Origin of the sequence: Effusibacillus lacus, assembly GCF_002335525.1 — a bacterium.
Taxonomy (GTDB): domain Bacteria; phylum Bacillota; class Bacilli; order Tumebacillales; family Effusibacillaceae; genus Effusibacillus; species Effusibacillus lacus.
In genome coordinates, this window is record NZ_BDUF01000008.1 from 59,845 (window position 1) to 84,621 (window position 24,777).

The following is a 24,777-nucleotide window of genomic DNA, read 5'->3' on the forward strand; positions in this document are numbered from 1 at the left end:
ATATCCTCCTTTTATGTAGGTTTCTATCGATTCAATTACTTCTCGATTACGGCGAGAATGTCGCTTTCGCGAAGAATCAGGTATTCCACATTGTCATACTTGACTTCGGTACCTGCATACTTCGAGTAGATTACGCGGTCGCCGACCTTCACATCCAGTTCGACGCGTTTGCCGTCTTCGTAACGGCCCGGACCTACAGCCACAACTTCGCCTTCCTGCGGCTTTTCTTTCGCGGTGTCCGGAAGTACGATACCGCTTGCAGTTTTCTCTTCGCGTTCGACAACTTTGATTACCACACGGTCACCGAGTGGTTTGATCATGGACTACCCCTCCTACAAAGGATATTTTTTGTCGATCTTTGTTAGCACTCACCTCGGCCGAGTGCTAACGACAATTCTTATGATATTCATTTCATATTGTCTTTGCAAGACCTTACAAGGAAAATTTTAAACTTTTTTGGATTAATTTTTCGTAAATCCGTCTGTGTGTACAGAATACCCCGACCATTCATCTCCTTGTTTCTGCTGTCTCTTAATTTGTGCTCCGTTTCACAACCACGTTCTATTGTGTCCTTTCAAACTGGAAAAATACTCCTCTATTCAATTTTTGCCCACATTTCCGGCGGATTCAACTCATAGATTCCATTGTCCCGGTACATGTAATGATTGATGATGAATTCGCGTCGAATGGTGGCGTAATCCCCGTGGAACTGCTTAATGTAATCATTGATTTCCTGTTCGGTATATTTGCGGTTCCGTTCCAACCCACGCACCAGATGTTCTAAGACCATCAGTCTCTTTTTTCTCTGGGCGGGAATCTGCTTTAATTTGCCGTCAGGCGTGAAGAAATTCCTGACGACTTCGCTCCGTTCTTTGTGATGTTTCAGCTCCATCTCTGTCGGACCTCCCGGTTCGTGTCGGAAAACAACGTCCAAAATCGCGCCTGCGTTTCTCCTGAGCGTCATTTCTTCCAGGTGAAAGTAGATCGTATTCTTGTCACGCCTTTCTTTCACCAGCCCTGCTTCCCGCAACCTGGTCATATGATGGGTAATGGTTGGTGGTGAAACCCCGAGCTTTCCTGCCAGAGCTTGCCCGTGAAGCGGTCCATTGGCCAACAGAACCAAAATCCGGATCCTTGTGGGATCGGCCAACACTTTATGAAAATTCACCAGTCTGTCAAGCTGCATGAGTATCCCTCCTGATTACATCCTTACGACTTTCTGCCAGGATAAGAGCTGAATACGACAAAGAAAACAGAAAAATGAGACCGCCACCGAGCGTTCCCGACAAACGCGGGCCGATGACCGGGACCAACAGGCCGGCTGCCACCATGGATAAAGCCAGCACCGAGGAACTCAGTGAATTGGTGATTGAGAAAACCCTTCCTTGCAAGTCTTCCGGGGTAGTCTTGGCAATCAGCGTGACGATCGCGGTATTCCCCAAGGCTCCCGCCATTCCAACCCCAAGCAGTGTAAGACACCCCCAGAGAAAGGAATCAGTATTGGCAAACAGGATATGCAGCAAAGAATCGGCCACAAAAGAACAACCAGCCAGCACCTTTATTTTCCGCAGACTCAGATCTGAATGTTTCGCAATCAGTATACTCCCCGCTACAGTGCCGCCTCCAATGGAGGCATACAGCATTCCCAAGCCAAAACTGTCACTTTGGTAAACGTCGGTTGCCATAACGGAAAGTAAGACATTGAAGGCTCCGCCACCGACTGCCCACCCCAGCATCAGCAGCAGAAGCGTAAGTACAATTTTGTTTGACCGCATCGATTCAAGACCTAAGAGAAAATCTTCCCGAAAAGTTGGTACTGTTACGTTCATTTGAACACTTGGCGGCTCCTGTATGGCAGGCTTCAGCAAAAAACAGGCGGATGCAAGAAACGAAAGGGCATTCAGCACAAAAGCAGCAGACACTCCCAGATTGGCAACAATCAGTCCCCCGAGAGCAAATCCCATCACCATGACCAATCCGTTGGTCACTTCCAGCAGAGCGTTTGCCCGTCCGATCTCTTCTGTTCTTACTATGCTTGTTACATATGCAGTGCGAGCTGGCACAAACAATGCCGAAAACACCACCAGAAAAGCTGTCAGGGCATAAACTCCCCACATTTGGGAAACGTCTTGGATCAACAGAAATCCCAAAGCAATCACAAATCGCATCAAATCGCTTCCGATCATCATCCAGGTCCGCCGGATCCTGTCAGTCCACACTCCTCCCAATGGACCCATAAACAAATGGGGCAGAACCCGCATGGCCAATGTGATACCGACCGCAGTCGGGGAGTGGGTCAACTCCAGAACCAGAACCAATACGGCAACACTGTTAATCCAGTCCCCCATACCGCTAATCAAAGCGGCATAAAACAACCGGCGAAACTGCATGTTGCCTTGAAGCAGTTGCCGCTCTCCCGCGAAATTCCATTGTCTAACCATGCAAGTCACCTTCTTTCAGTATCAAGTCATGAGTCCCGACAAAGCAATTTGACGATCATCTAATTAGATGGTAATTAAATTAGGTTCTGCCGTCAACTCCCGAACAAAACCCTCTTTTCGGACAAACTGGAGCCGACACAATCTGAGTTCTTTAACGATATCTGGGCAAAGAGGCTGCCCCATATTGAAAAATAGCGGTGAAAAACACCGCTATTTCGAAAACGTATTCTAAGGTTTTTCTGAAACAAAGCCCCAAAAGGCGCTTATTTATCCAAGCCACGACTCCATCGTGAGCCCAAAATCCAAACTACCCCTTCTGTACAACTCTCTCGATCAATTGCTCCAATTCCATCTCTGCCAAGGAATCCAACCGCAGGTCATGTTCACCGAATATCAGATCCCGGGTCACGTAATTCGGCACCACAACCGTGTGCAGCCCAGCACGCTTGGCAGCCAAAGCCCCGTTAGGGGAGTCCTCAAAAGCAATCGCTTCGTTCGGCTCCACGCCCAAGCACTCGACTGCCTTCAAGTACAGCGTCGGGTCCGGTTTCACATGCTCCACGTCATCAGCCGTTCTTACACATTCAAAATGATGCAGCAGGTTCAAATAAGCCAGCCACCGCTCTACCCAAGCCCGTCCGGAACTGGAAGCAAGGCCCACCTTTAATCCCAAATGTTTTGCTGCCGCCAGATAATTCTCCACCCCGGGCAACGCCCGCTCGTTGGCAATTCGCACCTCAAACTTCTCCCGCCGAAGCTTGCCCAAAACTTCCCTGTCCACAGGCTTCCCGATACACTCCTCAAGATACTGAAAGGCATCGAAAAAATTGGCACGGGTGCCGACGCATTTCCCCCATATTTCGAGCGGCAGTTCCGCCCCGTGATCTTCAAAAATCTCCTGCAATACCTTGTACTCATGTGTTTCCGTATCAAAGATCAAACCGTCAAAATCAAACACAATCGCCTTAATCAATCCATGACTCCTCCGGTCTTTTCATCTCACATGATCAATCGGCCAACCCGCTTGCTTTTAGCTGCTTCATGCGTTTCTTATAAGCGATTCGGGACAGGGTAACACCTATCTCGTAAAGCAAAATCATGGGCAGAGTGGTAATAATATCGGAAACCGGTTCCGGCGGAGACAGGATGACGCCGATTACCACCAGCAGGAAGTACGCGTATTTCCGGTTCTTGGTCAAAAATTGGGGTGTCAGAATCCCCAACCTTGTAAGGAACAACACCACAATCGGCAGTTCAAAGATAAACCCAAAGGGCACCACAATATTTGCCATGAAGGAAAAATAATTGCCCGCCGTCTGCATCATCTCAAATTGAGTGTTGCCCAAATTGACAAAAAATTCGTAGATGGTCGGAAAAATGGCATAGTATCCAAACGCGATACCCGCAAAGAAAACCAGCGAAATGATTGGAATGAAGCTGGCAGTGACTTTCTTCTCCGTTTCCGTCAGACCGGGAGCCACGAATTTCCAGGCTTGATACAGCAACACGGGAATCGTCATGCCAATGGCGGTTACACCCGCCACAATCATATAAACACGCAGAACCTCGGACGGACCCAATACCACCATTTTGGTTCCCTGCGGCATCCCCTGCTTCAGGAATTCAAAGATGTTCTCGACAAACGCAAAAGACAAGACGAGAAAAACGACAAAGGCAACCAGCGTGATAATCAGCCGTTTTCTTAATTCCGCCAGATGTTCCACAAGGTTCTGTTCCTGATCCATTGCCCGCTCCTCCTACTTGAGAGCCAACGTTGTAAGTATGAGTTCGACGAATAAGCCGATGTCATCTCTATGATACACGGGGATGCCGGGAGGAGCAACCAAGTCCCCGCTTCCCTTCATTGCGACGGCGACTACATTGTCCAACCGCTCGTTTTGAAAAATGGCCCCCTGTTCATCGGCAATCACAATCTTTGGCAGGTTCCCTTGTTTGAATCCTTCCACCAGGACAAGATCGACACCTTCGAAGCGGGAAAGCATCTCCTCCAAGGTCGGAGGCTCTTCCGGCCAAGCCTGAACCGTCCATTTTCCGGAACTGGCAATGGCTACCACATCAGCCCCCGCCTGCCGGTGCTTATAGGTATCGGAGCCTTCGAAATCCATCCTGAAGTCATGGGCGTCATGCTTCAGGGTTCCGACTTTGTATCCGCGGTTCTTGAGCTCGGCCACCAATCTGCAAACCAGTGTGGTTTTGCCCGTCTTCTTATACCCCACTACGGCAAACGCTTTGACACTCATGGGACAATCTCTCCGGCGACGGGAAGATCCAGCATATATGCCTCCACCAGGTCTCCCGGCTTGACCTCGGCCTTTGCAGGGATTCGTATAAACGCCTGAATGCCGGAAAGAGTGGAGATGATTCCGGCACTTTGTCCGGCAGGAAGCGGATAAGCCCTGGCCTGTCCCTGATCAATCCTGACGGTTGCCCGCAGAAACCGGTCCATGCCGATGACTTTCAGCTCCGGATCTTCCGCCAACACGACCTGGAGCGGTCTGGTTTCAGGTTGAGCCACCCCTGCCATCGCCCGGATCGCCGGTTGCACAAACAGCATGGCATTGACAAATCCCGCTGCCGGATTCCCTGAGAGACCCAACACCGGTTTCTCCTGGACAACGGCGAAAGTGAAGGGAGTACCCGGACGCATGTTGACCTTCCAGAAGTTTACCCATCCTCCAGAAAGATGATAGGCGGCACGCATCACGTCAAAATCCCCGATGGAAACACCGCCCGTCGTCACCAGCGCATCCACGACCGGCATCGCATTCCGTATGGCTTCCACTACATCATCCACTTCATCGTCTACCTGATCCAGCAAATAGGGGACACCGCCCCAAGCGGAGATCAGACCTGACAGCATATAAGTGTTGCTGTTATAGATTTTCCCGTAAGACAGGGGCTGTTCAACACCCACCAGTTCCCTGCCGCTGGACAACACCCCGATAATGGGCTTTCGATACACCGTAACTTTGGCCACTCCGACTGTTGCAAGAAGAGCCATTTCCACCGCCCCAATGACGGTCCCTTTTTTCAGCACTTTGGCTCCAACAGCGATGTCTTCGCCGGTTAGTGAAATCGACTCTCCCTCACGGACGGGGAGCAGAATCCCTACCTCTTCCGCTTCCGGGTGGTTCTGGGCATCCGTAATTTCAAACCGGGCCACACCATCCGCTCCTCTGGGAATGGGAGCCCCGGTCATGATCCGGATAGCTTCCCCCGGTTGCAGCACATGATCCGTTGCCTGTCCCGCCCCAATCCGGCCCCGAACCTGCAGCCGGACCGGCGTTTCCGGGGTGGCCGTTTGCACATCAGCCGTTCGGATGGCGAAACCGTCCATCATCGAACGGTCAAAAGAAGGAACGGGAGCGTTGGCCGTCACATCCTCCGCCAATGTATATCCGAACGCATCTTTCATAGGCATTTCGATCGTGGAAACCGGCTTGACATGAGCCAGCACTTCCCGGATCGCTTCTTCCACAGTCAGCCCCACCCGCATCATTTGAGAAGACCTCCGTGGGCCAATTCGGCAATTTCTTGGCCCGATACTTTATCTCCCGCGAGGATTCGCGGCAAGAACAAGTCAAACGCCGTCACTTCTTCATAAATGACAGCTCCCGGCAATCCAAAGACAGGCACCCCGCCGATATACGCAAGCATCATCATCGAACCGGGGAATATTGGCATACCGTAAGCAACCACTTCGGTGGCCAGTTCACGGATGGCACCCGGTGTCCGGTCGTCCGGATCTACCGACATGCCGCCTGTACAAAGCACAACCTCCGCGCCTTGATCCAGAAACTCCCGAATGGCTGCTTGAATGTCTTCTTTCTTGTCGCCGACAATCTTATGACCAAGGACGTCGGCTTGATAGAGGGACAGTTTCTCCCGAACTCTGGGTCCGAATTTGTCTTCAATTCGACCGCTCGCCACCTCGCTACCGGTGGTTACGATTCCAACCTTCATCGTGCGAAAGGGCAGAACGCTTATCACGGGTGCCGACATTCTGGCGATGGTTTCCGCCTGAACAACCTTCTGCTCGGAAATAATCAAGGGAACCGCCTTCATGGCCGCAACCGCATCGCCTGGCTGGACAACGCTGTCCGATTTTTTGGTCACCACCAATAGGTCTCCGATCGAATTCAGCATCAGCAAAGCTTCTTTGTCTATTTTCAACAATCCCTTGATTTCGGATTTCAGTACGACCTTGCCCTCGGAAGGTTCGGTTGCTGTCAGATGGCTTCCCATTACGGCTCCAGCCAAGCGAATGGCTGCATCTTCTTCATGCAGCTGGCCCGGTTGCAGTTCCAGCACATAAATGTGCTCCTTGCCAATGTCGAGCAGAGTTGGGATGTCCTCTTCCCGGATCAAATGCCCTTTCCGAAAAATCCGGCCCTTGAATTCTCCAGGTACAATCCGGGTCAAATCATGGGCTAACCGGAGTCCCACCGCATCGCGGACATGAATCTCTCTCATTGACTCTCCCCCTACAGAACCGGAAGTTCCTCCATGCGGAACTCCAGCATTACTTCGTCTTCCCTGCGGTAAAAGCGCACGTTCAACCGATCCTGCATAAACAGAAGCAGGAAATCGGGAACCCCCTCAGCATCCAACAGCATCTGGTTTGGCATTAATGTCTCATCAACGGGATCCTGTTCAATATTCAGGAAGTATTGGACATGGGGCTCCTGAGTCTGATCCTCTATCACGACAAAAACATACAGATCGGAATCCTTTGTGATTGCCTGTTTTCCCGTTTCCATAAACGTCCGAAAAAGCGGATTGCTGTAGTCGTCAAGCACCAGCACGACGGGTACTTCCGGTGAGACGGTTTCCACAAACTCCCGGATGAACACATCCCGGCCTGCTGCGTCTTTCCGATCCCGCAGTCCCAGTGTGCAGCGGAACTCCCACTCAAACCGGGCCATGGCTTTAAGCGTTCCCCCATACCCCAGCCCTATCAGGTATTGCTCTCTCTCCATACCAGTTACCTCTTTCTTTCTTTTTTTACCAGGGCTCAATATTCCTGTATCATTGGGTGGATCGTGATGTCATCCACCAATACGCCTTCCGGTTGAGACGCGGCAAAAAGCACTGCCCTTGCAATATCGTCCGCCTTGAGCCACTCCTTCTTGTGTTCGGCACCCTGCTCGCTCTCGGCAAAATAGGTATCGGTCATCCCCGGCAGAATATTGGTCACTTTGACTCCCTTTGCCTGTACTTCCTTACGGAGACAGTCCGCAAATCCCTGAACCGCGTGCTTGGTGGCCACATAAGCGGCCCCGCCGGCGAAGGTACGGCGTCCTACATCGGAAGAAATATTGATGATGTGACCGGCTCCCTGTTCCAGCATTGCCGGCAGCACCCCTCGGGTACAAAGGAACAGCCCCGTTACGTTGATGTCAAACATCGACTGCCATTCTTCCAAGGACGTTTCCTGAACCGGCTTAAAATAACCGATTCCGGCATTGTTGACCAGGATATCGATCCGGCCGAAGCGTGACAACGTGACTTCCACCATAACTTCCACTTCGTCTTCTTTTGAAACATCGGTTGTTACGGTCAGAACGTCCCCGGCCCCCGCTTCCATGGCTCTCCCGCGAACCCGTTCCAGGTCCTCGGGATTCCTGGCCACCAGCACAAGCTTGGCATGCTGCCCGGCAAATGCCAGCGCGATGTCTTCACCGATACCGCGACTCGCTCCAGTAATCACAATCACTTTCTCTTTCATGCAGTTCCCTCCTATGTACTGCTGCAATGAATGACTGAGCTTTCTGTTACCACATAATCCAGGTGAATGTCATGCTCTTCGACAGGCAATCGATCCACCAGTTGAAGGTCAAATGCCAACCCTATTTTTACCGCATCTGAACGTAGCATGGGAAGAAACCGGTCATAATAACCACCCCCATACCCAAGACGCCCTCCCTGCAAATCAAATGCCACTCCCGGCACGAGCACCACATCGATTGAAGAAACCGGTACTGCATGTTCCATTAGTCCTTCCACAAGAGACCCGGAATGCTGAATTCGGGGCTCCCGAATGCCATAGGCGCCAATCTCCAGATCCTCAAAGGAATGGAGTTCCACCGGGATCAGTTTCCTTTCCTGGATTACCGTGACCGGAACCGCCATGCGTTTTCCCGTCTGCCAGCCCCAGCGAAAGATCTCATCCGTCTCCACTTCCCCGCGAAAATCCAAATATAAAAAAACAGTCAGCGCTGTTTGCAATTGGGGAATGGTCATCAAATTGCGAAAAATGGATGCCTGTTTGGCGGCTCTGACACCCCCCGACATCGCACTTCTCCGTTCGAGAATCCTTTGTCGAATCAAGCTTTTGTCCATGGAGTCCCTCCGACCGGCTGGATACATCCTACCCCTATAAACTACCATAAGGATGCCCATAACGGTGTGACAAAAAATGAAAACACCCTATAAAGAAAGAGCAATTATACTGTTACCTCACAATATATCCCAGACACAGTGTGTTGTCTGTGAGGGAACCGTGCGGTACACTTAAAACCATATGAGTTTGTGCGGAAGGGGAGCCTTGCAGCCATGATCGTTCTATCGGCCAGTCAAATAGTCAAATCCTATGGCACCGACGTGATTCTGAACGGCGCCACTTTGGCGGTCCACGAAGGTGAACGGGTCGGGCTTGCAGGAGTAAACGGCGCCGGCAAATCCACGCTGCTCAAAATCATTACCGGTGACATTCCCGCAGACAGCGGCGAAGTTCATATCGGCAAAAACGTAACCATCGGATACCTCTCCCAACAAACGGGCATCCGGTCGGACAAAACAGTTTACAAAGAGATCCGCAGTGTGTTTGCGGATCTGTTCGGGTTGGAAGCCCGCATTCGTGATCTGGAAGCCCGGATGAGCGACCCGTCCGTCTACGGCAACGAGTCCCTCTATCAGACACTGACGGATCAATATACCGTTCTTACCCAAGAGTTTGCTGACAGACAAGGGTATGCGGTGGATGCCAAGGTTCGCTCCATTCTGAGCGGGCTTGATTTTCCGGAAGACATGTGGGAGCTGCCGGTTGAATCCCTGTCCGGTGGCCAAAAGACCCGCCTGGCCCTGGGCAAACTCCTGCTGATTCAACCTACGCTTTTGATCCTAGACGAACCGACAAACTACCTGGATCTACCCACCGTTACCTGGTTGGAGAGCTATCTTAAGGGGTACCCAGGATCTCTCCTGCTGGTTTCCCATGACCGGTATTTTCTCGATGCATTGGTGAACGTGATTTTTGAATTGGATCGCGGAACCACCCGCCGGTACACGGGCAATTATTCCGCATTCCTTGAGCAGAAGCAGGCTGAACTTGAGATTCAGGTTAAGCGGTATGAACAGCAGCAGGCGGAAATTGCCCGCATGCAGGACTTTGTCCAGCGCAATATTGCACGGGCCACCACAACCAAACGGGCTCAAAGCAGGCGCAAGATGCTGGAGAAAATGGAACGGTTGGACAAGCCGGTCACCTCTCAGGATCAGGCCCATTTCTCGTTTACTGTGGAACGGCAAAGCGGTCACGACGTGCTGACTGTGGAGAATCTGTCTCTGTCCTATGGAACCAAAACGCTCTTTGACCGTCTGAATCTCTCGATCACGCGGGGCGAGCGGGTTGCATTGATCGGCCCCAACGGCATTGGCAAATCGTCCCTGATCAAAGCGATAGCAGGACGTCTGGAACCCAGTTCCGGCAGCATCCGCCTGGGTGCCCACGTGAAGCTTGGGTATTACACCCAGGAACAGGAAGACCTGACACCAAACAAAACGGTACTGAACGAAGTATGGGATGCGTTTCCCCGATTGGAACTCACCAGAGTCAGAACCGTACTCGGCAATTTTCTGTTCTCCGGCGACGATGTCATGAAACAGGTGTCCACACTGTCCGGCGGGGAGCGCAGCCGGGTCGCTCTGGCCAAATTGATGCTGCTTCAGGCCAATTTCATGCTGCTCGACGAGCCAACCAACCACCTGGACCTGCTGTCCAAAGAGATGCTGGAAGTGGCGCTTGACGATTATCCGGGAACCCTCCTGTTCATTTCTCACGACCGCTACTTCATAAACCGGATTGCAACAAGAGTAATCGAGTTGACCGAACAGGGCCTCACATCCTACCTGGGCAACTACGACGAGTATCTGGAGAAAAAAATGGAACTTGCCGCCATGCGGGAATCCGGCCTGCTTCCCGAACCAGTGGCGAACCGTCCCCTTTCATCGGACAAAGCAAGTGCAGACAAAGCGGAAGCAAACGCCGCCACCAAAGAAGAAAGGGAGCGGCAGAGACAGATTGAACGGCAGCGGCAAAGGGAAGAGAAAAAACGGCTGGAACGCATCGCCGATATCGAACGGCAAATCGAACAAACCGAGACATCCATCGCATCATTGGAAGAGCAGTTGTGCCTGCCGGAGATCTTCAACGACCCGGATCGGGCCCGTGATACCAATCAGGCGTATCAAGAGGCGAAAGAGCTTCTGGCACGGTTGTATGAGGAGTGGGAAACGCTTCAGCAAGCCTGATCATGCATACCGTATACACCAGCGGGAGCATCATCAAGACGGCCACCACCACACCTGAATCATTGAACCAAAAACCGGCCAGGGCACCTGCCATCCCCCCCGTCACAAACGGCTGCAGATTGCCCCATCGGTCCCAGAACCGCTTTATCCAGGACAGAGGCCGAAATACGGCAACAGCCGCATACAACATGACTCCTAAGAAAACAGGGCCTGCAAGAGTCAACGTGATGAGTTCCAGATTCATTGCCAGTTTTCTTTCAATGAGCTGCCCGATTTGCCGGAAGTGTCCGTCCATGGCAAGCATGACGGCTTGTGATACATGTGTCAGGCGGTCAGTTGAATGATGGGAAACCAGCAGGAGCAGGACGGCACCGGCAACAATGGCAACCCCCGCCATCCCCCCGACCCGCTTCGGCCATCCGAAAAGGTGGTGCAGGGATACAGCCACCGAAACGGCCGCCGCAATTGTCCCTCCTGCGTTGGCTCCCAAGCCGGGAGCAGCCAGAAAAACAATCATGCCCATCCCAGCCGCCGCAAACCCCCATTTGATGAAGATCCGCCAATCGGGACGCAAACTGAGGACGCAACCGGTACCAATCAGAAGGGATGAGATGAAGATTGCCATATACTCATTTCCCACCCCGTAATAACGAGCCCCCCTGATAGAGTCATAGGACAGGATGGAGCCGCTGGCAAGCGTTCCCCCATAAATCACGTCAACCGCTACGAGTCCCGCAGTCACAAACCCGATTACGGAAAGACGCACCAGCAAATTTCGGATCCTCATCAACCCTGTCGTACAGGCGGCCAGAACTGCCGCCAAAACTGTGGCTCCCCCCAGGTCTTTGGACAGCCATCCCCATTGCTCGGATACTTCCGCGTACGGCAGGAGCAAGGTCACAAATGGTGTGGTCAATACAGCCGTCCCACCCCACAACGCCCAATTTCTCAGGTTGATCCTGGTCACGGAACCCGGTTCTCCCAACCCCGGGGCATAGAGTACCCCTGCCATCAGCAAGAAGAAAAACAGACCCATCAGCCCAAACACAATATAAAAATAGGGTTTTGCCATATACTTGATTTTTGTGCTGCTTGCCAACCTGTGCAGGGCATCCCAAGGATCTTTCTCTGATCGCACCCCTGTAATCATATGACCGGGTTGCTCAAGAGACATTTCCATCTGCAGCCACTTATGGACAGTGGCTGCCACATCCTGGCTGGTGACAATTCCGGTTCGTCGTGTGGAGGCGGAGGTCAGCAGGCTGTGCGGCTGGATCGGCCCTCCTGCCATCAGCACCGGCAGTAATTCTCTCTTCCGAAAGCTTGGATCCGGACTTGGGGACATCAGGATCACCAGGGTCGACTCATCAGCCCTGTCTAACAGCTCCGTCGCTGTCCGGTCCAGGACCACTGCACCCGACTGGCTGGAATCTCCATGCCACACCTGTAGGTTATCAGAATTTATGGAACTCCAATCCACCGGTTGGTTGGCATTCATAAGGCCAACTCCGCCAAACTCCGTCCATTTTTTCAAATTGGGAAAGGGCCATGCATGAAGATTCGCTTCTTTCAGCGAGTCGACCAATAGGACTATCACTTTTCGATGGGGATTCCCGGGGGTTTCTGCCCGGGATTCTGCCGCTTCAATTGCTTTTACCTCAACTGCTTCGAATGCTGCGACCTCTGACCCGAATGCAGCCCATTTAATAATGAACAGGGATACCAGCACGAATCCCATGCAGGCCCAAGTTCTATGTTTGTCCGACACTTGCCCACCTCTTGGATTTTCCTATAGCGTGTCCATTTTTTCCCATATTACACACAGGGATCAACTGATGGCAGAGCGAGGGAAACACAGGGAAGGGATTCCTCATCACCCACTCAAAATAGCGGATTGTCATGTACTTATCTCATATAACTTCGAGCCTTTTTTCAGGATAACGGATTCACACGTACTAATTCATCCAATTCATACTCGGAACAACCTACCTGACCGCCTGCTAACGATCTGAAAACCCTTCCCTGTTGAGTAGGTGTAACCCTCTGAAAAGTCTTTAACGTTTTGAATTACTGCTGCAGCCTTTTCTTTGCCAATTTGTTTTATAGCGTCAACCAGGGATGTTTCAGCAGAAATGGTGCCACCCATTCCTCTTGTTCAAATCTTCAACCGAACGCCTGCTGATTTCAACTTTAATGCCTTCATAGGATTTCTTCATGACTTTGGTTGTAGCCGTATCTTCGTTGGCACCCAGTGTGGCTCCGGCTTTCCGAAGTTCGTTTGCTTCGCGGTGGGCACGTTCCATGGCTGTATAGTCACCGCGTGCCTGTGCATTCATATACTCAATTTTTCTTCGCTCAACTGCTTTGTTCAATTCGTTTACATCGACAGACCCGGTGTTTCTGTCCACTCTGTAAACTTCGCCAGCAATCTCAACACGTTGGCCGGAGGGTCGGGAATAACTTGTTCTAGGACTGTCCGTATAGCGGACTGTGTGGAGACCCCATTGCTTATTGGGAAATTGCTTGTACACCTCGCCATTGCTGAATTCAACAATTCTTCCCATGATGTGCACCTCATTTCTGTTATATGCTCGGATGGTAACAACAAATAACCCCTCTTAATCAACACTCCTTTTATCATTACTTTAATTAATATTTATTGTATTTATTTTTTAATAAAATATTACCAAAACGCAAGCCAAAGTTTTGTCGAATATTGTCGAATTAAAAATGAAATTATTAGATTATTGTCATTTCGGGCCAAAACAGGCATTAAGTCTTAAAACCCCCGTGGAAATACAAAAAACCCCTCAAAATCGTAAGGGGTTCATCCTGAATCTGTTATTTGCCAATAGTACACTGGACCGATTTATTGTTTTTTTCCGTGAAAAAAGGCTGTACCCCTCAGGCAGATGTATCTCCTGTTGGGACAGCCGCTCCTTTTCTATTTCTTCAAAGGGAGCACCACCTTGAAAGTTGTCCCCTTTCCTTCTTCCGAATCCACCGATATGGTTCCCCCATGATTTTGGATAATCCGGTAGGAAACGGTCAATCCGAGTCCCGTCCCCTCCTCCTTGGTCGTAAAGAAAGGTTCAAAAATGCGGGAAATTGCCTCATTCGAAATTCCGGGACCATTGTCGGCAAACAGAACTTCACATTCTTTCTCCAGCACCCGGGTTGTGATCGAGAGTCTGCCGTTGAGACCAATCGCTTCAAATGCATTGCGGATCAAATTGATAAACACCTGCTTGATTTGTTCCACATCCACCTCACATTCGGCTGGGTCTTCCGAAAAATGAAACTCAAGGTCAATATTATGTAATAGCGCATCACTCGTCATTAATGTTCGGATATCTTCCATCACACTGTTGATGTCAATCACGCGCAAGTTGGGGTCAGTCGGCTTGGACAACAGAAGAAACTCTCGAATGATATCGTTAACCCTGTTTAATTCCGACAGTATGATCCGGAAATACTCTTTCTCCGGAGCATCCATCTCATATTTCCGGTCCAGCAACTGGATGAACCCTTTGACTGAAGTCAGCGGGTTTCGGATTTCATGCGCGGTCCCCGCCGCCAGTTCCCCAATGACCGCCAGCTTCTCCGACTGACGAATCTGTTCTTCCAGCATTTCCTGCATGGTGATATCCTTGTACGTCAACATTACTCCCAGCACGGTATCGTTTCGGTTGCGGAGAACCCGCGTCGTAACCAGTATGTACCTTGTACGGCCTTCCTTGTCTACAATCTTTGCCTTATTGTCTTTGAACTCCCGGCCTGTCCGAAGAGTTTCCCGCAATTTGTCCAGGATGGGCCGGTCAAGGGAAAACACCTCTTCGAACCTGCAGTTCTTCACATCTTCAAAGGACATTCCCGTTATCTCTTCCGCACCTCTGTTAAAACCCGTTATAACCCCTTCCGTGTTGAGCGTTACCACTCCGTCCGATATGTGATCGAGAATCAGTGTGGCATGCTCCTCCGCGGCTCGAAGCCGGTTCATCTCGGAATTGTCGATAAATGTGGCGACAATCCCCATCTGTTGGCTCTTCTCATCAAGCAGTGGGGTAGTGGACGTAACAACCGGGATGTCCTTTCCCGATTTTGTTGGACAGTAGCTTTCAAAACCGAAAAAAGGCTGGCCTGATTGAAGCGTCTTCCAGAAGATTTCCCTATCCCCGTTAAGTATGTAATTCATGCTTTGGAATGATTGAATTTCTTGCATATCATAACCGGTAATTGTTTGTGCTGTTTTATTGACATAAGTGACGTTCCCGTGGCTGTCGTAGGTGACGATGCCTACCGGAATCGAGTCCAGAATCCGGTCTCTCAAAAAATTTGAGTTGATCGTCATTAATTGCCACCCCCCACTAACCTCTTTGAATTATAATTTCAGTTCTGCTTATCATTCCAGAATTCCTTCTTTTTTCAGTTACGATTTTTCCGTATAATGACAGTCAACAACCCACATCATCCACATCTTTATCCACAATGAAAGCCGCAGTGCATTTCATTCCTTAAGGATTATCCCCATTCTCCACAGCCAATTCACATAATATCTGGTGATAAACAAGCCCATCCGGCGACTTACTCCTGGAACCCATCCGGGAGTTATTCACAACTTGCTGTGAATAACCGCCCTTTGCTGTGGATAATTATGTGGAAAACTCACGATCAACCACTGGCCTGTAAAAAAATGGCCTGTTCCTTATAGCAGAAGATCTGCCATAAGATAACAGTCCATGATGGTTTACTTCTCCAGACTGACAAAAGGCCCTTCTTCCCATTTGGTTAAAGGCAGACTCGCGTAAGCGTTCAAATCGAGGTTGTGGAACAGCCCCCTTGCATAAAGAGGGTGAGCCGCTGCCGCAATCATGGCCGCATTGTCGGTGCAGAGAGACATCGGTGGGAACATCACGGAAAACCCTTCCACGGCAGCCCGTTCCCGCAGCCTTGCCCGCAGTCCCCTGTTGGCCGCGACACCTCCAGCCACCACCACATTGTTGACTCCTGTTTTTTGCACGGCAAGAACGGTTTTTTCCACTAGCACATCTACAACGGATGCCTGGAAACCGGCCGCAACATCTGAAGGATTCAACTTCCTTCCACGCTGTTCCGCGTTGTGAAGGGTGTTTAGGACTGCCGACTTGAGACCGGAAAAGCTGAAATCCAGCGACCCCTCCTCCAACCAGGCCCGGGGAAACACGATGGCCTCCGGATCTCCTTCCGCCGCCAGCTTGTCAATCAAAGGTCCTCCCGGATAGGAGAGTCCCATGGAACGGGCCACCTTGTCGTATGCTTCACCCGCGGCATCATCCCGGGTGCGGCCCAGAAATTGAAATTTGCCGTGTTCCGGCATGAAAATAAGCTCCGTATGTCCGCCTGACACAACAAGCGCAACTAACGGAGGTTCCATCCCGCCCGCCAGAAAGTTGGCATAGATGTGACCCGCAATATGGTGTACACCGATCAAGGGGATGGATTTGGCATAAGCGATTGCTTTTCCTGCCGTCACACCGACCAACAGGGCACCGACAAGACCCGGACCGTATGTCACTGCCACAGCTGACAGGTCGCCCAGTCCCACCCCCGCTTTCGCCAGTGCTTCGTTTACAACAACCGCAACGTTTTCCACATGCCGCCTCGAAGCCACTTCCGGAACCACTCCGCCAAATTGCCGATGAATCTCCACCTGCGAAGAAATTATGTTGGAAAGGACCTCCCGGCCTCCCCGTAAAACTGCGGCTGAGGTTTCGTCACAACTTGTCTCAATCCCCAGAATCAGGGACTCTTTGCCTTGCAGCATGTCGTTTTGGAATTTATGTCTGACGCGATCCAACCAGCCCATTGCATCTTATCCTTCCATTGTCGCCGATTCTTTCTGTTTGGGGTCCAGATTCGCCCACATAATCAAAGCGTCTTCTCCGTTGTCCGAATAGTAAGCTTTGCGGATTCCGTGATTCTGGAACCCCATTTTTTGATACAGGCTTTGCGCCGCCTTGTTCGACACCCGAACCTCCAGAGTCATCCGCTCGGCCCCGTTCCAGACAGCCATCGCCATCAAACGGGCCAGCAGTTGCTCGCCCAATTTCCTTCCCCTGTAGGCAGGATCAATCGCAATGTTGGTAATATGGGCTTCGTCAATAATAATCCACATTCCCGCGTGTCCGACCACATAGCCGTTCACTTCCACCACGATGTATTTGGCAAAATGATTCCTCGTCAATTCCGCTTCAAATGCGGATCTTGACCAAGGTGCGGAAAAGGACTGCCGTTCAATCTCCAAAATTCGATCAATATCGGATAAATGCATCTGACGATAGGTAATTTCGCTCATCAGGCACCTTCCTCACCGCAAGCTTGGCCTTGTCGGGCAAGCAGTTTCGCTTCCGCTTCCACCAATTGCAGGTATTCCGGAACAAACGTCTCTGCTTCAACGGTTTCCCCCGCTACAATCCGGGCGATTCCCTCCTCAAGCAGATAGGCCGCCCGAACCAGTTTCTGATCAGAACTGACCGGAAACATGGCTCCATCTCCAAACCGGTCCTGAATCAACTCCCGGTAATTCTCGGCACCGTCCCCGGCAAACAGAACCCGACGCGGTCTGCCTTCCATCTCCCGATGAGTCAGACGCTGTTCCACCACCTGGAAAAGGTGCTCCAGTTTCCTTAACGCATCCGGTTCCAGTTTGATGAATCGTCCATCTCCCGGCTGTCTGTCGTACAACGAACAGTAAACCTGTTTTCTTCGTGCATCAAACATAGGGCAGACCAAAGCGTCCAATGCTGCAAAGTGACGTGCCAACCCATTCAGACTGGACACACCGACAAGGGGAACCTTAAGGGTCCAAGCCATCATTTTTCCCGTTGTAACTCCAATTCGCACACCCGTATACGAGCCTGGTCCATGCCCCACTACAATTCCTTTCAGTTCGTCAGGTTGCAGATCAAGACTTGCAAGCAAGGACTCAATCAGCGGCATTAACCGGTTGGAATGGTTCTTCTTGACCACCACCGAAGCTTCCGCCAACAGCAAGTCAGGTTCGCCAACCGCAACGGTCAGTGCCTGGGTAGCCGTGTCAATTGCTAAATAGGGCATGTCTGGTCCAACTCCTTGATCAATCCTGCATATCTCTTCCCTTTGCCTGATATTTGAATCTGCCGCTCCGATTCGCCGGTCTTGCGGATTGCTATATCCAGATACTCTTCCGGCAGCAGAGATGCAATATATTCCGCCCATTCGATGACACATACGCCGTCACCGTAAAGGTACTCGTCAATTCCCAGATTTTCCGCGCCCGCCTTGTCCCCGAGCCGATAGACATCCATGTGGTACAACGGAATGCGCCCTTCATACTCCCGGATCAGGGTAAAGGTCGGGGAATTGACCGGGTCTTCCACAGCAAGCCCCTTGGCGAGCCCTTGAGTAAAGGTGGTCTTCCCCGCTCCCAAATCTCCTGACAACGTCAGGATATCGCCGGGTTCCAGAAGTGCCGCAAGCCTTTCTGCAATCGATTGTGTCTGATCCGGTGAGTGAGTGATTCTCTGGAACATCCGGCTCCCTCCTATTCGGCAAAATGATTGTATCCCCTTGCTTGCAGCAGAACCTCGTAGCCGTCTTCCGTCTCCATCAAGACACTGCTCCCTTGTGTGACCCGGCCAATCAATGTCAAAGGAATGCCTTGCAAATGGCATTGGTCTGCGACCTCTTCATACCGCAAGGGATCCAGAGTGCCAACAAGCTGATAATCTTCCCCGCCGTACAGTGCCCAATTGGTGGCACAATGGCTGCTGAATCTGGCAAAATTGCGGACGGAAGGGGCGATTGGCAGCCTCCGTTCCTCAATATGTATACCGACTCCGCTTGCTTTTGCAATCTCGTTCAACTCACTGGCAAGCCCATCCGATATATCGTTGCAGGAGGTACACCCCTCGCTTGCCGCCAGAATCTTTCCCGCTGTGATCTGGGGAATGGGCCGCTGGTGATAGTTGGTCAGCTCCAGTTGTTCATCTGCCGGTATGAGAGCTTTTTGATCGTTTTCCAAAAAAGCAAGTCCCGCAGCCGATCCTCCGATATGCCCTGTTACAAACACAAGATCCCCCGGTCTTGCCCCCGAACGAAGCAGTGCTTTCCCCTTTGCCACTTCCCCAGTCAGACTGACGGAAATGACGAGCGGTCCCGAGGTCTTTACGATGTCGCCGCCAATCACATGGGTTTCAAATTCCGCACAAATCTGCGCCATCCCATCATACAGCCGCTCCAGGCTGTCAACCTTGGCATCCGGCGGGATGGCCAAAGACACTACCGCATGCCGGGGAGTCCCTCCCATGGCGGCGATATCAGACAAGGAAGCCGCGACAGACTTCCAGCCGAGGGAACAAAAATCAATAATGTCCTGGCGAAAATGCACACCTTCAACCAGCATGTCAGTGGTCAACAAGACATGCGCCCCGGCGTTATAAGCCAATACAGCCGCATCATCCCCGATCCCGACAACCACTGTATGATCGGCTGGATTTAATTTGGATCGCAACAGGTCTATTAATCCAAACTCCCCAATATCGCGCAGGCGCATACGAAGTTGTCCCCCCGCTCCACATTCATTAAGCGTTTCCATTATACCCCTCCCGCAAAACTTGGGGCAACTTATGCGGGAGTACGAAAAAAAAGACCCCACAGGGGTCGTTCGTCAACTGCTGCATTTGATGTTCTCCACAGGTTCAATATGGACGTGCACATCCCGGATCTTGTGTTTTCTCCACATTAATTCTTCGATTTCTTCCGTGATTTCGTGGCTTTCCACTACGTTCAGATCAGGGTCAACAAGAATCACCACATCGACGAGAACATGGCTGCCATGGGTTCTCGCTTTAATGTCTTTCACCTCATCCACACCGGGAATCGATTGAATTGTATCCTGCAACTTGTCCAGTTGGTCTTTGTCAAACCCATCCGTCAGGTTGTGAGACGCCTCCCGGAAGATGCCCCACCCCGTTCTGCAGATCAGGAGCCCGACAATGATGGCAGCCAAAGGATCCAGCCACATCAGGCCCAATCGGGAGCCAAAAATGCCGACAGCCGCTCCGACACTGACCAAAGCATCGGAAAGATTATCTTTCGCAGCGGCCATAACCGCTTGACTGTTAATTCTTCGGGCCAGTTTTGAATTGAAACTGTACACGGCCAACATCACAGCCGCACAGACCAAGGATATCCACCCGGCAGTGATATCCGGCGTGACGGTTACCCCCTGCATGACAGAACGGAACGCTTGGATCACCACCTGCATACCAACCGCCAGCATGATGAAAGAGGCAATCAGGGAGGCTACCGTTTCCGCCCGGAAATGCCCGTAAGGGTGATTTTCATCCGGCGGCTTCCGCGACAATTTTAGGCCGATCAGTACAGCAACGGAAGCAAACATATCCGTGATGTTATTGGCGCCATCTGCTATCAACGCCTGTGACTGGGTAATGCCGCCAGTGATAATTTTCACAACAGACAAGGCAATATAGGCGGTGATGCTGACCCAGGCACCCCTCTCGCCCATCCGGATTTGATCGTAACGTTCCAAACTGTAAACCCCCATGAGTTGTCAATATAACCATGTTACAAAACAAAACTTGAGTGGGTCTACAGAAACATTGTTTCCGGCAACTAAAATCCCTTCAATACTTGGGGAATCTCTGTAGTTGTCTTAAACGACAGTCTGCTCCCGTTTCCGTTTGGAACCTATCTTCAAAGCATCTGCAAAGGTAAGAAAAAATAGCACTGTATTCCAGGCTTGTTTTTGTCGATTCAAAGGTACTTCCTGAAATAGGACTGCTTTTCAGTCCTATATGCTATTTCTTGCTTGTGCACCCCGAGAATCCCCAGAATAAGTCTGAAAATCAGCCCTATTCTGGAAGCGGCAATCAAAAAGTCAAAAATAAGGCTGACAATCAGTCTTATTTTTACAACAAATTGTCTCAACTTATATGGTGTATCTGTTTGATTCCTTTCATTGAGAGGCTCACACGTCCCTTGTTCAGGTCCACATTCTTTACTCTGACTTCTACCACATCACCCACTGCTACCACATCCATCGGGTGGCGGACATAACGGTCGGCAAGTTCCGAGATATGCACCAGCCCGTCATTCTTCAGACCAATATCAACGAACGCCCCGAAGTCCACAACGTTTCGAACCGTGCCTTTGAGAATCATGCCTATTACCAAATCCTCAATCTTTAATACATCCGTTCGGAATACCGGCGGCGGGAGTTCTTCCCGCGGGTCACGTCCCGGCTTCAACAATGCATCCACAATATCGCGAAGTGTAGGAATCCCAATACCAAGTTCCTCCGCTGTCTTCTCCATATTCAACGATTGGAGGGCTTCCTTCAACGCTTCCCGTTGCTTGGGATCACTGACTGCTTCCAGACGAAAGCCCATTCGTTCCAACAAGGATTTGGTTGCATCATAGGATTCCGGGTGGATAGGTGTGTTGTCCAACGGGTTATCGCCGTCCACAATCCGAAGAAATCCTACAGATTGTTGAAACGACTTGGGCCCCAACTTCGGCACTTTCTTGATTTGCTCCCGATTCCTGAACTTCCCGTTCTCTTCCCTGAAAGCGACCAGGTTCTTCGCCACAGCTGCGGATAGCCCGGACACGTAGGAAAGGAGCGACGCAGACGCAGTGTTCAATTCCACTCCAACCGAGTTGACCGCCGATTCCACCACAAAGGACAATTGTTCTTCCAGACGCTTCTGCGACACGTCGTGCTGGTACTGTCCGACGCCTACCGATTTGGGATCAATCTTGACCAGCTCCGCCAACGGGTCCTGCAGGCGACGGGCTATGGAAATCGCACTTCTTTCCGCCACGTCCAGGTTCGGGAACTCTTCACCCGCCAGCTTGGAAGCGGAATACACGCTGGCGCCCGCCTCCGATACAATTACATACACAATCTCTTGCGGCAGTTGTTTGATCAGATCTGCCACAAACTGCTCCGTTTCGCGGGAGGCAGTGCCGTTCCCAATGGCTATCACGTCAACTCCATGCTTGGCAATCAGTCCCGCAACAATCTTTCTTGCTTCTTCCACTTTGTTTTGCGGGGGTGTCGGATAGGTAACGGCAATATCGAGCACTTTTCCCGTTTCATCCACAACAGCGATTTTGCAGCCGGTGCGGTAGGCCGGGTCGACACCCATGACGACTTTCCCGCGAACAGGCGGTTGCAACAGAAGCTGACGCAGATTCCCCGAAAATACGACGATCGCCTGCTCCTCCGCTTTTTCGGTGAGGATTGCACGTACTTCCCGCTCCACAGCAGGGGCAATCAGACGTTTATAGGCGTCCTGGATGGCTTCTGTCAAATAGGGAGTCGCATCTGTCACGGTCATCCGGTTGTTCATTCCTTCGCCAGTTCTGGGCAGTGCCCGATTTTTCAGCCGGTCAATGATCTCATCCACCGGAACTTTAATCGACACTTTCAGGATTTCTTCCCGTTCACCCCGGTTCATGGCGAGAATTCGATGAGGAGGGATTTTCCCCAAAGGCTCCTCATATTCGTAATAAGCCTCGTAGACAGACTCAACGGAAGAATCTGCCGCCCGGCTGACGATGGTTCCCAGCTTCAGGGTCAGTTCCCGCACCAGCTTCCGGCTTTCCGCGTTGTCGGCCACCTCTTCCGCAAATATGTCAAGCGCTCCCTGAAGGGCTTCCTCTGCTGTGGAAACGCCTTTTTCCTCCGATATGTACTTGGCCGCCTCTGCCAGAACATTTCCTGTCCCTTCAGTCTGCAGCCACTCGGCCAACGGTTCAAGACCTTTCTCCCTCGCAACCGATGCGCGGGTCTTCCGCTTTGGGCGGTACGGGCGGTAAATATCTTCAAGTTCCGTTATGTTCCTGGCCTGTTGAATGGCAGCCTCCAGCTCAGGAGACATCTTTTCCTGTTCGGTGATGAGGCGAAACACTTCTTCCCGGCGGGAATGAAGGTTGCGAAGCGTCTCCAGCTTTTCCTGGATCAATCGGAGCCGGTTCTCATCCAGCTCGCCCGTCATTTCTTTCCGGTAACGTGCGATGAACGGAATCGTGTTCCCTTCATCCAGCAGCTTGATGGCCGCTTCCGCCTGGCCTTTCCGGATTTTCAGCTCTTGCGAAATTATTTGGGCAAAATCGGGTACTATAATGGCCATAACAACACCTCCATGCATCCTTATCATTGTACCATCTGATGCACACACAAACGAACATTCATGCATGGACTAAAATTAATATAGACCACAACCTGTCCCAACGACATAGGTCGACAAATAACTTCACGGAACATTTACAAAATGGATCTTTATTTTTTCGGCCATATAGGTTATTATGGATATATACCAAGCCGCATGGTACTGCGCACGGCTTGAATACCGACAAAGGAGGCGACTCGAATGGATGAAATTTTGTTTGATGAAGTGGAGACCACTCGTACACGCCACATCGGTTTCATCACCGGAGGGAAGCGGTTCGACTTCACGCTGACGAATTCTGAACATTTCTTCGGAAAGACCATCGTCACGTGCCTTCAATCCAATCGAAGCGCTCTCTTGGACGGCGACGACATTGAAAACATTGAGTATCTGGCGAAGTTCTTCAACCTGAGTATGGAAGATGCACAGCATCTCTCCAGCTTCCTGAAATTGCCGCTTACGAACCCTGTCCGCACGGAACAATATTGATACACGCAAAGAAAATGCCCTTATGTCGATAGGACAAAATATTTATTTTCCTATCGACCAGGCAATTGGCCCCCGGATGATTCCGGGGGCTCCTTTCTTTGCGCTTCTCTACTTAATCCGAACCCCATACATGAATTAAATCAATAATTGTTGGCATAGTTTCAAGGGACATGATGTACCTTGTACTGATATGGTACAATCCAAAGGAGGGGTTGTCATGTTCGAATCCCTTTGGCATCAATTCCTCATCTGGGTGCATAATGCGGGGTATCAGGGTATGGGAGCCGACCTCTTGCTGGAAGGGCTGGGAGTTCCTTTTCCCGGAGACGCCGTCATGGCATTCTATGGGTATATGATATCAGCCGGTCATTTTTCCTATGTACAAGCTGTTGCTTGGTGTGCGGCGGGTTGTTGGCTGGGATCCATCGCCGCCTTTTTTGTGGGCCGCACTTACGGTGTCGGCTTTCTTCAACGATTTGGCCGGTTCCTTCTGCTCAGGCCGAAACATGTTCGGGAAACGGAACTTTTGTCCATGCGGTACGGAGTCTGGATTTTGGTTTTTGGACGGTTTCTGCCCGGAGTGCGAACTTTGTCCAGTTACTTTGCCGGCATCGGACGAATGAGTTGGCCCACTTTTCTGCTGATGTCCTTGTTGGGGTTTGCCATGTGGTGTGCCGCATGGCTCTGGATCGGTGTCTGGTTCGGAGAGCATTGGGATCAGATCCTGGAAAGAATCAACCAGCTCCTGCTTGCTCTGGTTCTTCTCATCATCATGGCAGGGTTTTGGTGGTGGAAAAGAAACTGAATGGACGGATTTCGGGAGGTACTTTCGTGGCAATCAAGAAGCTGGAATACTGTCTGGGCAATCTGCAAAACAACGGTACCCACCTGGTGTATGACAAGATTAAGGAAGAATTCCCCCAATTGACACAAAACCGCTGGGCGTGTCTTGGCAACTGCTCCGAATGTTACAAAAGACCGTTTGTGTTAATCGACGAAAAGGAGATCCTCTCCGCAGAAACACCGGAGGAACTGCTGGATCAAGTTCTGAATAAAATCGGGACCCTGGCCTGAAA

General features: G+C 51.1%; 25 protein-coding genes. 4 read left to right on the top strand and 21 right to left on the bottom strand.

Annotation, left to right across the window (positions count from 1 at the left end; all coding sequences use genetic code 11):
- Positions 1-35: 35 nt before the first annotated feature.
- The 11 genes from groES to EFBL_RS02120 all read right to left on the bottom strand — a co-directional run bounded on the left by groES (position 36) and on the right by EFBL_RS02120 (position 8,804).
- Positions 36-320, bottom strand: a complete 285-nt coding sequence (gene groES, locus EFBL_RS02070; protein WP_096180478.1) for a co-chaperone GroES — start codon at positions 318-320, stop codon at positions 36-38.
- Between the two features lie 275 nt (positions 321-595).
- Positions 596-1,186, bottom strand: a complete 591-nt coding sequence (locus EFBL_RS02075) for a DUF2087 domain-containing protein (RefSeq protein ID WP_096180479.1) — start codon at positions 1,184-1,186, stop codon at positions 596-598.
- Positions 1,176-2,441: an MFS transporter gene (locus EFBL_RS02080; RefSeq protein WP_096180480.1), complete on the bottom strand. Its 1,266-nt coding sequence runs from the start codon at positions 2,439-2,441 to the stop codon at positions 1,176-1,178. Before EFBL_RS02080 ends, EFBL_RS02075 begins: the two co-directional genes overlap by 11 nt.
- Before the next feature lie 307 nt (positions 2,442-2,748).
- Positions 2,749-3,414, bottom strand: coding sequence for an HAD family hydrolase (locus tag EFBL_RS02085; protein WP_096180481.1), 666 nt, complete (start codon positions 3,412-3,414; stop codon positions 2,749-2,751).
- A 34-nt stretch (positions 3,415-3,448) separates the two neighbouring features.
- Complete coding sequence (tatC, locus tag EFBL_RS02090; protein WP_096180482.1) at positions 3,449-4,186, bottom strand: twin-arginine translocase subunit TatC; 738 nt, start codon at positions 4,184-4,186, stop codon at positions 3,449-3,451.
- 12 nt (positions 4,187-4,198) lie between these two features.
- Positions 4,199-4,702, bottom strand: a complete 504-nt coding sequence (gene mobB, locus EFBL_RS02095) for a molybdopterin-guanine dinucleotide biosynthesis protein B (protein ID WP_096180483.1) — start codon at positions 4,700-4,702, stop codon at positions 4,199-4,201.
- Positions 4,699-5,961 carry a molybdopterin molybdotransferase MoeA gene (locus tag EFBL_RS02100; protein ID WP_096180484.1) on the bottom strand — a complete coding sequence of 421 codons (1,263 nt, stop codon included), beginning with the start codon at positions 5,959-5,961 and terminating at the stop codon, positions 4,699-4,701. The genes mobB and EFBL_RS02100 overlap by 4 nt, the downstream gene beginning before the upstream one ends.
- The gene (locus EFBL_RS02105; protein WP_096180485.1) at positions 5,958-6,935 is read right to left on the bottom strand and encodes a molybdopterin-binding protein; all 978 of its coding nucleotides are present in this window, start codon (positions 6,933-6,935) and stop codon (positions 5,958-5,960) included. The genes EFBL_RS02100 and EFBL_RS02105 overlap by 4 nt, the downstream gene beginning before the upstream one ends.
- A gap of 11 nt (positions 6,936-6,946) precedes the next feature.
- Positions 6,947-7,441, bottom strand: coding sequence for a hypothetical protein (locus EFBL_RS02110; protein ID WP_096180486.1), 495 nt, complete (start codon positions 7,439-7,441; stop codon positions 6,947-6,949).
- Positions 7,442-7,476: 35 nt separating this feature from the next.
- Positions 7,477-8,190, bottom strand: coding sequence for an SDR family oxidoreductase (locus EFBL_RS02115; protein ID WP_096180487.1), 714 nt, complete (start codon positions 8,188-8,190; stop codon positions 7,477-7,479).
- Between the two features lie 11 nt (positions 8,191-8,201).
- On the bottom strand, positions 8,202-8,804 hold the full coding sequence (locus EFBL_RS02120) for a 5-formyltetrahydrofolate cyclo-ligase (RefSeq protein WP_096180488.1): 603 nt from the start codon (positions 8,802-8,804) through the stop codon (positions 8,202-8,204).
- Between the two features lie 213 nt (positions 8,805-9,017).
- On the opposite strand from EFBL_RS02120, the gene abc-f reads away from it, so the two are divergent.
- The gene (gene abc-f, locus EFBL_RS02125; RefSeq protein ID WP_096180489.1) at positions 9,018-10,994 is read left to right on the top strand and encodes a ribosomal protection-like ABC-F family protein; all 1,977 of its coding nucleotides are present in this window, start codon (positions 9,018-9,020) and stop codon (positions 10,992-10,994) included.
- Here the strand turns inward: abc-f and EFBL_RS02130 are convergent.
- From EFBL_RS02130 to EFBL_RS02175, 10 genes are all read right to left on the bottom strand, one after another.
- Positions 10,891-12,762, bottom strand: a complete 1,872-nt coding sequence (locus EFBL_RS02130) for a hypothetical protein (protein ID WP_096180490.1) — start codon at positions 12,760-12,762, stop codon at positions 10,891-10,893. The two genes, abc-f and EFBL_RS02130, sit on opposite strands and share 104 nt — an antisense overlap.
- Before the next feature lie 355 nt (positions 12,763-13,117).
- Positions 13,118-13,558 (bottom strand): hypothetical protein, encoded by a 441-nt coding sequence (locus tag EFBL_RS02135; RefSeq protein WP_096180491.1) that lies wholly within the window; start codon positions 13,556-13,558, stop codon positions 13,118-13,120.
- A 380-nt stretch (positions 13,559-13,938) separates the two neighbouring features.
- On the bottom strand, positions 13,939-15,345 hold the full coding sequence (locus tag EFBL_RS02140; RefSeq protein WP_096180492.1) for a PAS domain S-box protein: 1,407 nt from the start codon (positions 15,343-15,345) through the stop codon (positions 13,939-13,941).
- 396 nt (positions 15,346-15,741) lie between these two features.
- Complete coding sequence (tsaD, locus tag EFBL_RS02145) at positions 15,742-16,797, bottom strand: tRNA (adenosine(37)-N6)-threonylcarbamoyltransferase complex transferase subunit TsaD (protein WP_231705654.1); 1,056 nt, start codon at positions 16,795-16,797, stop codon at positions 15,742-15,744.
- 48 nt (positions 16,798-16,845) lie between these two features.
- Positions 16,846-17,328: a ribosomal protein S18-alanine N-acetyltransferase gene (gene rimI, locus EFBL_RS02150; protein ID WP_096180494.1), complete on the bottom strand. Its 483-nt coding sequence runs from the start codon at positions 17,326-17,328 to the stop codon at positions 16,846-16,848.
- Positions 17,328-18,089 carry a tRNA (adenosine(37)-N6)-threonylcarbamoyltransferase complex dimerization subunit type 1 TsaB gene (gene tsaB, locus EFBL_RS02155; protein ID WP_096180495.1) on the bottom strand — a complete coding sequence of 254 codons (762 nt, stop codon included), beginning with the start codon at positions 18,087-18,089 and terminating at the stop codon, positions 17,328-17,330. Before tsaB ends, rimI begins: the two co-directional genes overlap by 1 nt.
- Positions 18,077-18,544: a tRNA (adenosine(37)-N6)-threonylcarbamoyltransferase complex ATPase subunit type 1 TsaE gene (gene tsaE / locus EFBL_RS02160; protein ID WP_096180496.1), complete on the bottom strand. Its 468-nt coding sequence runs from the start codon at positions 18,542-18,544 to the stop codon at positions 18,077-18,079. Before tsaE ends, tsaB begins: the two co-directional genes overlap by 13 nt.
- An 11-nt stretch (positions 18,545-18,555) precedes the next feature.
- On the bottom strand, positions 18,556-19,608 hold the full coding sequence (gene thiL, locus EFBL_RS02165) for a thiamine-phosphate kinase (protein ID WP_096180497.1): 1,053 nt from the start codon (positions 19,606-19,608) through the stop codon (positions 18,556-18,558).
- A 72-nt stretch (positions 19,609-19,680) separates the two neighbouring features.
- Positions 19,681-20,580, bottom strand: coding sequence for a cation diffusion facilitator family transporter (locus EFBL_RS02170; RefSeq protein WP_096180498.1), 900 nt, complete (start codon positions 20,578-20,580; stop codon positions 19,681-19,683).
- A 379-nt stretch (positions 20,581-20,959) separates the two neighbouring features.
- Entirely contained in the window at positions 20,960-23,173 is a 2,214-nt protein-coding gene (locus tag EFBL_RS02175; RefSeq protein ID WP_096180499.1) for a Tex family protein, read from the bottom strand.
- A gap of 240 nt (positions 23,174-23,413) precedes the next feature.
- Here EFBL_RS02175 and EFBL_RS02180 point away from each other — a divergent pair, with 240 nt between their 5' ends.
- The 3 genes from EFBL_RS02180 (at position 23,414) to EFBL_RS20415 (ending at position 24,775) form a co-directional block, all read left to right on the top strand.
- Positions 23,414-23,701 carry a DUF3055 domain-containing protein gene (locus tag EFBL_RS02180; protein ID WP_096180500.1) on the top strand — a complete coding sequence of 96 codons (288 nt, stop codon included), beginning with the start codon at positions 23,414-23,416 and terminating at the stop codon, positions 23,699-23,701.
- Between the two features lie 217 nt (positions 23,702-23,918).
- Positions 23,919-24,506 carry a DedA family protein gene (locus EFBL_RS02185; protein ID WP_165912583.1) on the top strand — a complete coding sequence of 196 codons (588 nt, stop codon included), beginning with the start codon at positions 23,919-23,921 and terminating at the stop codon, positions 24,504-24,506.
- Between the two features lie 26 nt (positions 24,507-24,532).
- On the top strand, positions 24,533-24,775 hold the full coding sequence (locus EFBL_RS20415) for a DUF1450 domain-containing protein (protein ID WP_165912584.1): 243 nt from the start codon (positions 24,533-24,535) through the stop codon (positions 24,773-24,775).
- Positions 24,776-24,777: the final 2 nt, after the last annotated feature.

Coding starts and splice junctions, on each gene's coding strand:
- groES (WP_096180478.1), bottom strand. CDS start 320: ATGATCAAACCACTCGGTGACCGTGTGGTAATCAAAGTTGTCGAACGC.
- EFBL_RS02075 (WP_096180479.1), bottom strand. CDS start 1,186: ATGCAGCTTGACAGACTGGTGAATTTTCATAAAGTGTTGGCCGATCCC.
- EFBL_RS02080 (WP_096180480.1), bottom strand. CDS start 2,441: ATGGTTAGACAATGGAATTTCGCGGGAGAGCGGCAACTGCTTCAAGGC.
- tatC (WP_096180482.1), bottom strand. CDS start 4,186: ATGGATCAGGAACAGAACCTTGTGGAACATCTGGCGGAATTAAGAAAA.
- mobB (WP_096180483.1), bottom strand. CDS start 4,702: ATGAGTGTCAAAGCGTTTGCCGTAGTGGGGTATAAGAAGACGGGCAAA.
- EFBL_RS02100 (WP_096180484.1), bottom strand. CDS start 5,961: ATGATGCGGGTGGGGCTGACTGTGGAAGAAGCGATCCGGGAAGTGCTG.
- EFBL_RS02105 (WP_096180485.1), bottom strand. CDS start 6,935: ATGAGAGAGATTCATGTCCGCGATGCGGTGGGACTCCGGTTAGCCCAT.
- EFBL_RS02110 (WP_096180486.1), bottom strand. CDS start 7,441: ATGGAGAGAGAGCAATACCTGATAGGGCTGGGGTATGGGGGAACGCTT.
- EFBL_RS02115 (WP_096180487.1), bottom strand. CDS start 8,190: ATGAAAGAGAAAGTGATTGTGATTACTGGAGCGAGTCGCGGTATCGGT.
- EFBL_RS02120 (WP_096180488.1), bottom strand. CDS start 8,804: ATGGACAAAAGCTTGATTCGACAAAGGATTCTCGAACGGAGAAGTGCG.
- abc-f (WP_096180489.1), top strand. CDS start 9,018: ATGATCGTTCTATCGGCCAGTCAAATAGTCAAATCCTATGGCACCGAC.
- EFBL_RS02135 (WP_096180491.1), bottom strand. CDS start 13,558: ATGGGAAGAATTGTTGAATTCAGCAATGGCGAGGTGTACAAGCAATTT.
- EFBL_RS02140 (WP_096180492.1), bottom strand. CDS start 15,345: ATGACGATCAACTCAAATTTTTTGAGAGACCGGATTCTGGACTCGATT.
- tsaD (WP_231705654.1), bottom strand. CDS start 16,797: ATGCTGCAAGGCAAAGAGTCCCTGATTCTGGGGATTGAGACAAGTTGT.
- rimI (WP_096180494.1), bottom strand. CDS start 17,328: ATGAGCGAAATTACCTATCGTCAGATGCATTTATCCGATATTGATCGA.
- tsaB (WP_096180495.1), bottom strand. CDS start 18,089: ATGCCCTATTTAGCAATTGACACGGCTACCCAGGCACTGACCGTTGCG.
- tsaE (WP_096180496.1), bottom strand. CDS start 18,544: ATGTTCCAGAGAATCACTCACTCACCGGATCAGACACAATCGATTGCA.
- thiL (WP_096180497.1), bottom strand. CDS start 19,608: ATGGAAACGCTTAATGAATGTGGAGCGGGGGGACAACTTCGTATGCGC.
- EFBL_RS02170 (WP_096180498.1), bottom strand. CDS start 20,580: ATGGGGGTTTACAGTTTGGAACGTTACGATCAAATCCGGATGGGCGAG.
- EFBL_RS02175 (WP_096180499.1), bottom strand. CDS start 23,173: ATGGCCATTATAGTACCCGATTTTGCCCAAATAATTTCGCAAGAGCTG.
- EFBL_RS02180 (WP_096180500.1), top strand. CDS start 23,414: ATGGATGAAATTTTGTTTGATGAAGTGGAGACCACTCGTACACGCCAC.
- EFBL_RS02185 (WP_165912583.1), top strand. CDS start 23,919: ATGTTCGAATCCCTTTGGCATCAATTCCTCATCTGGGTGCATAATGCG.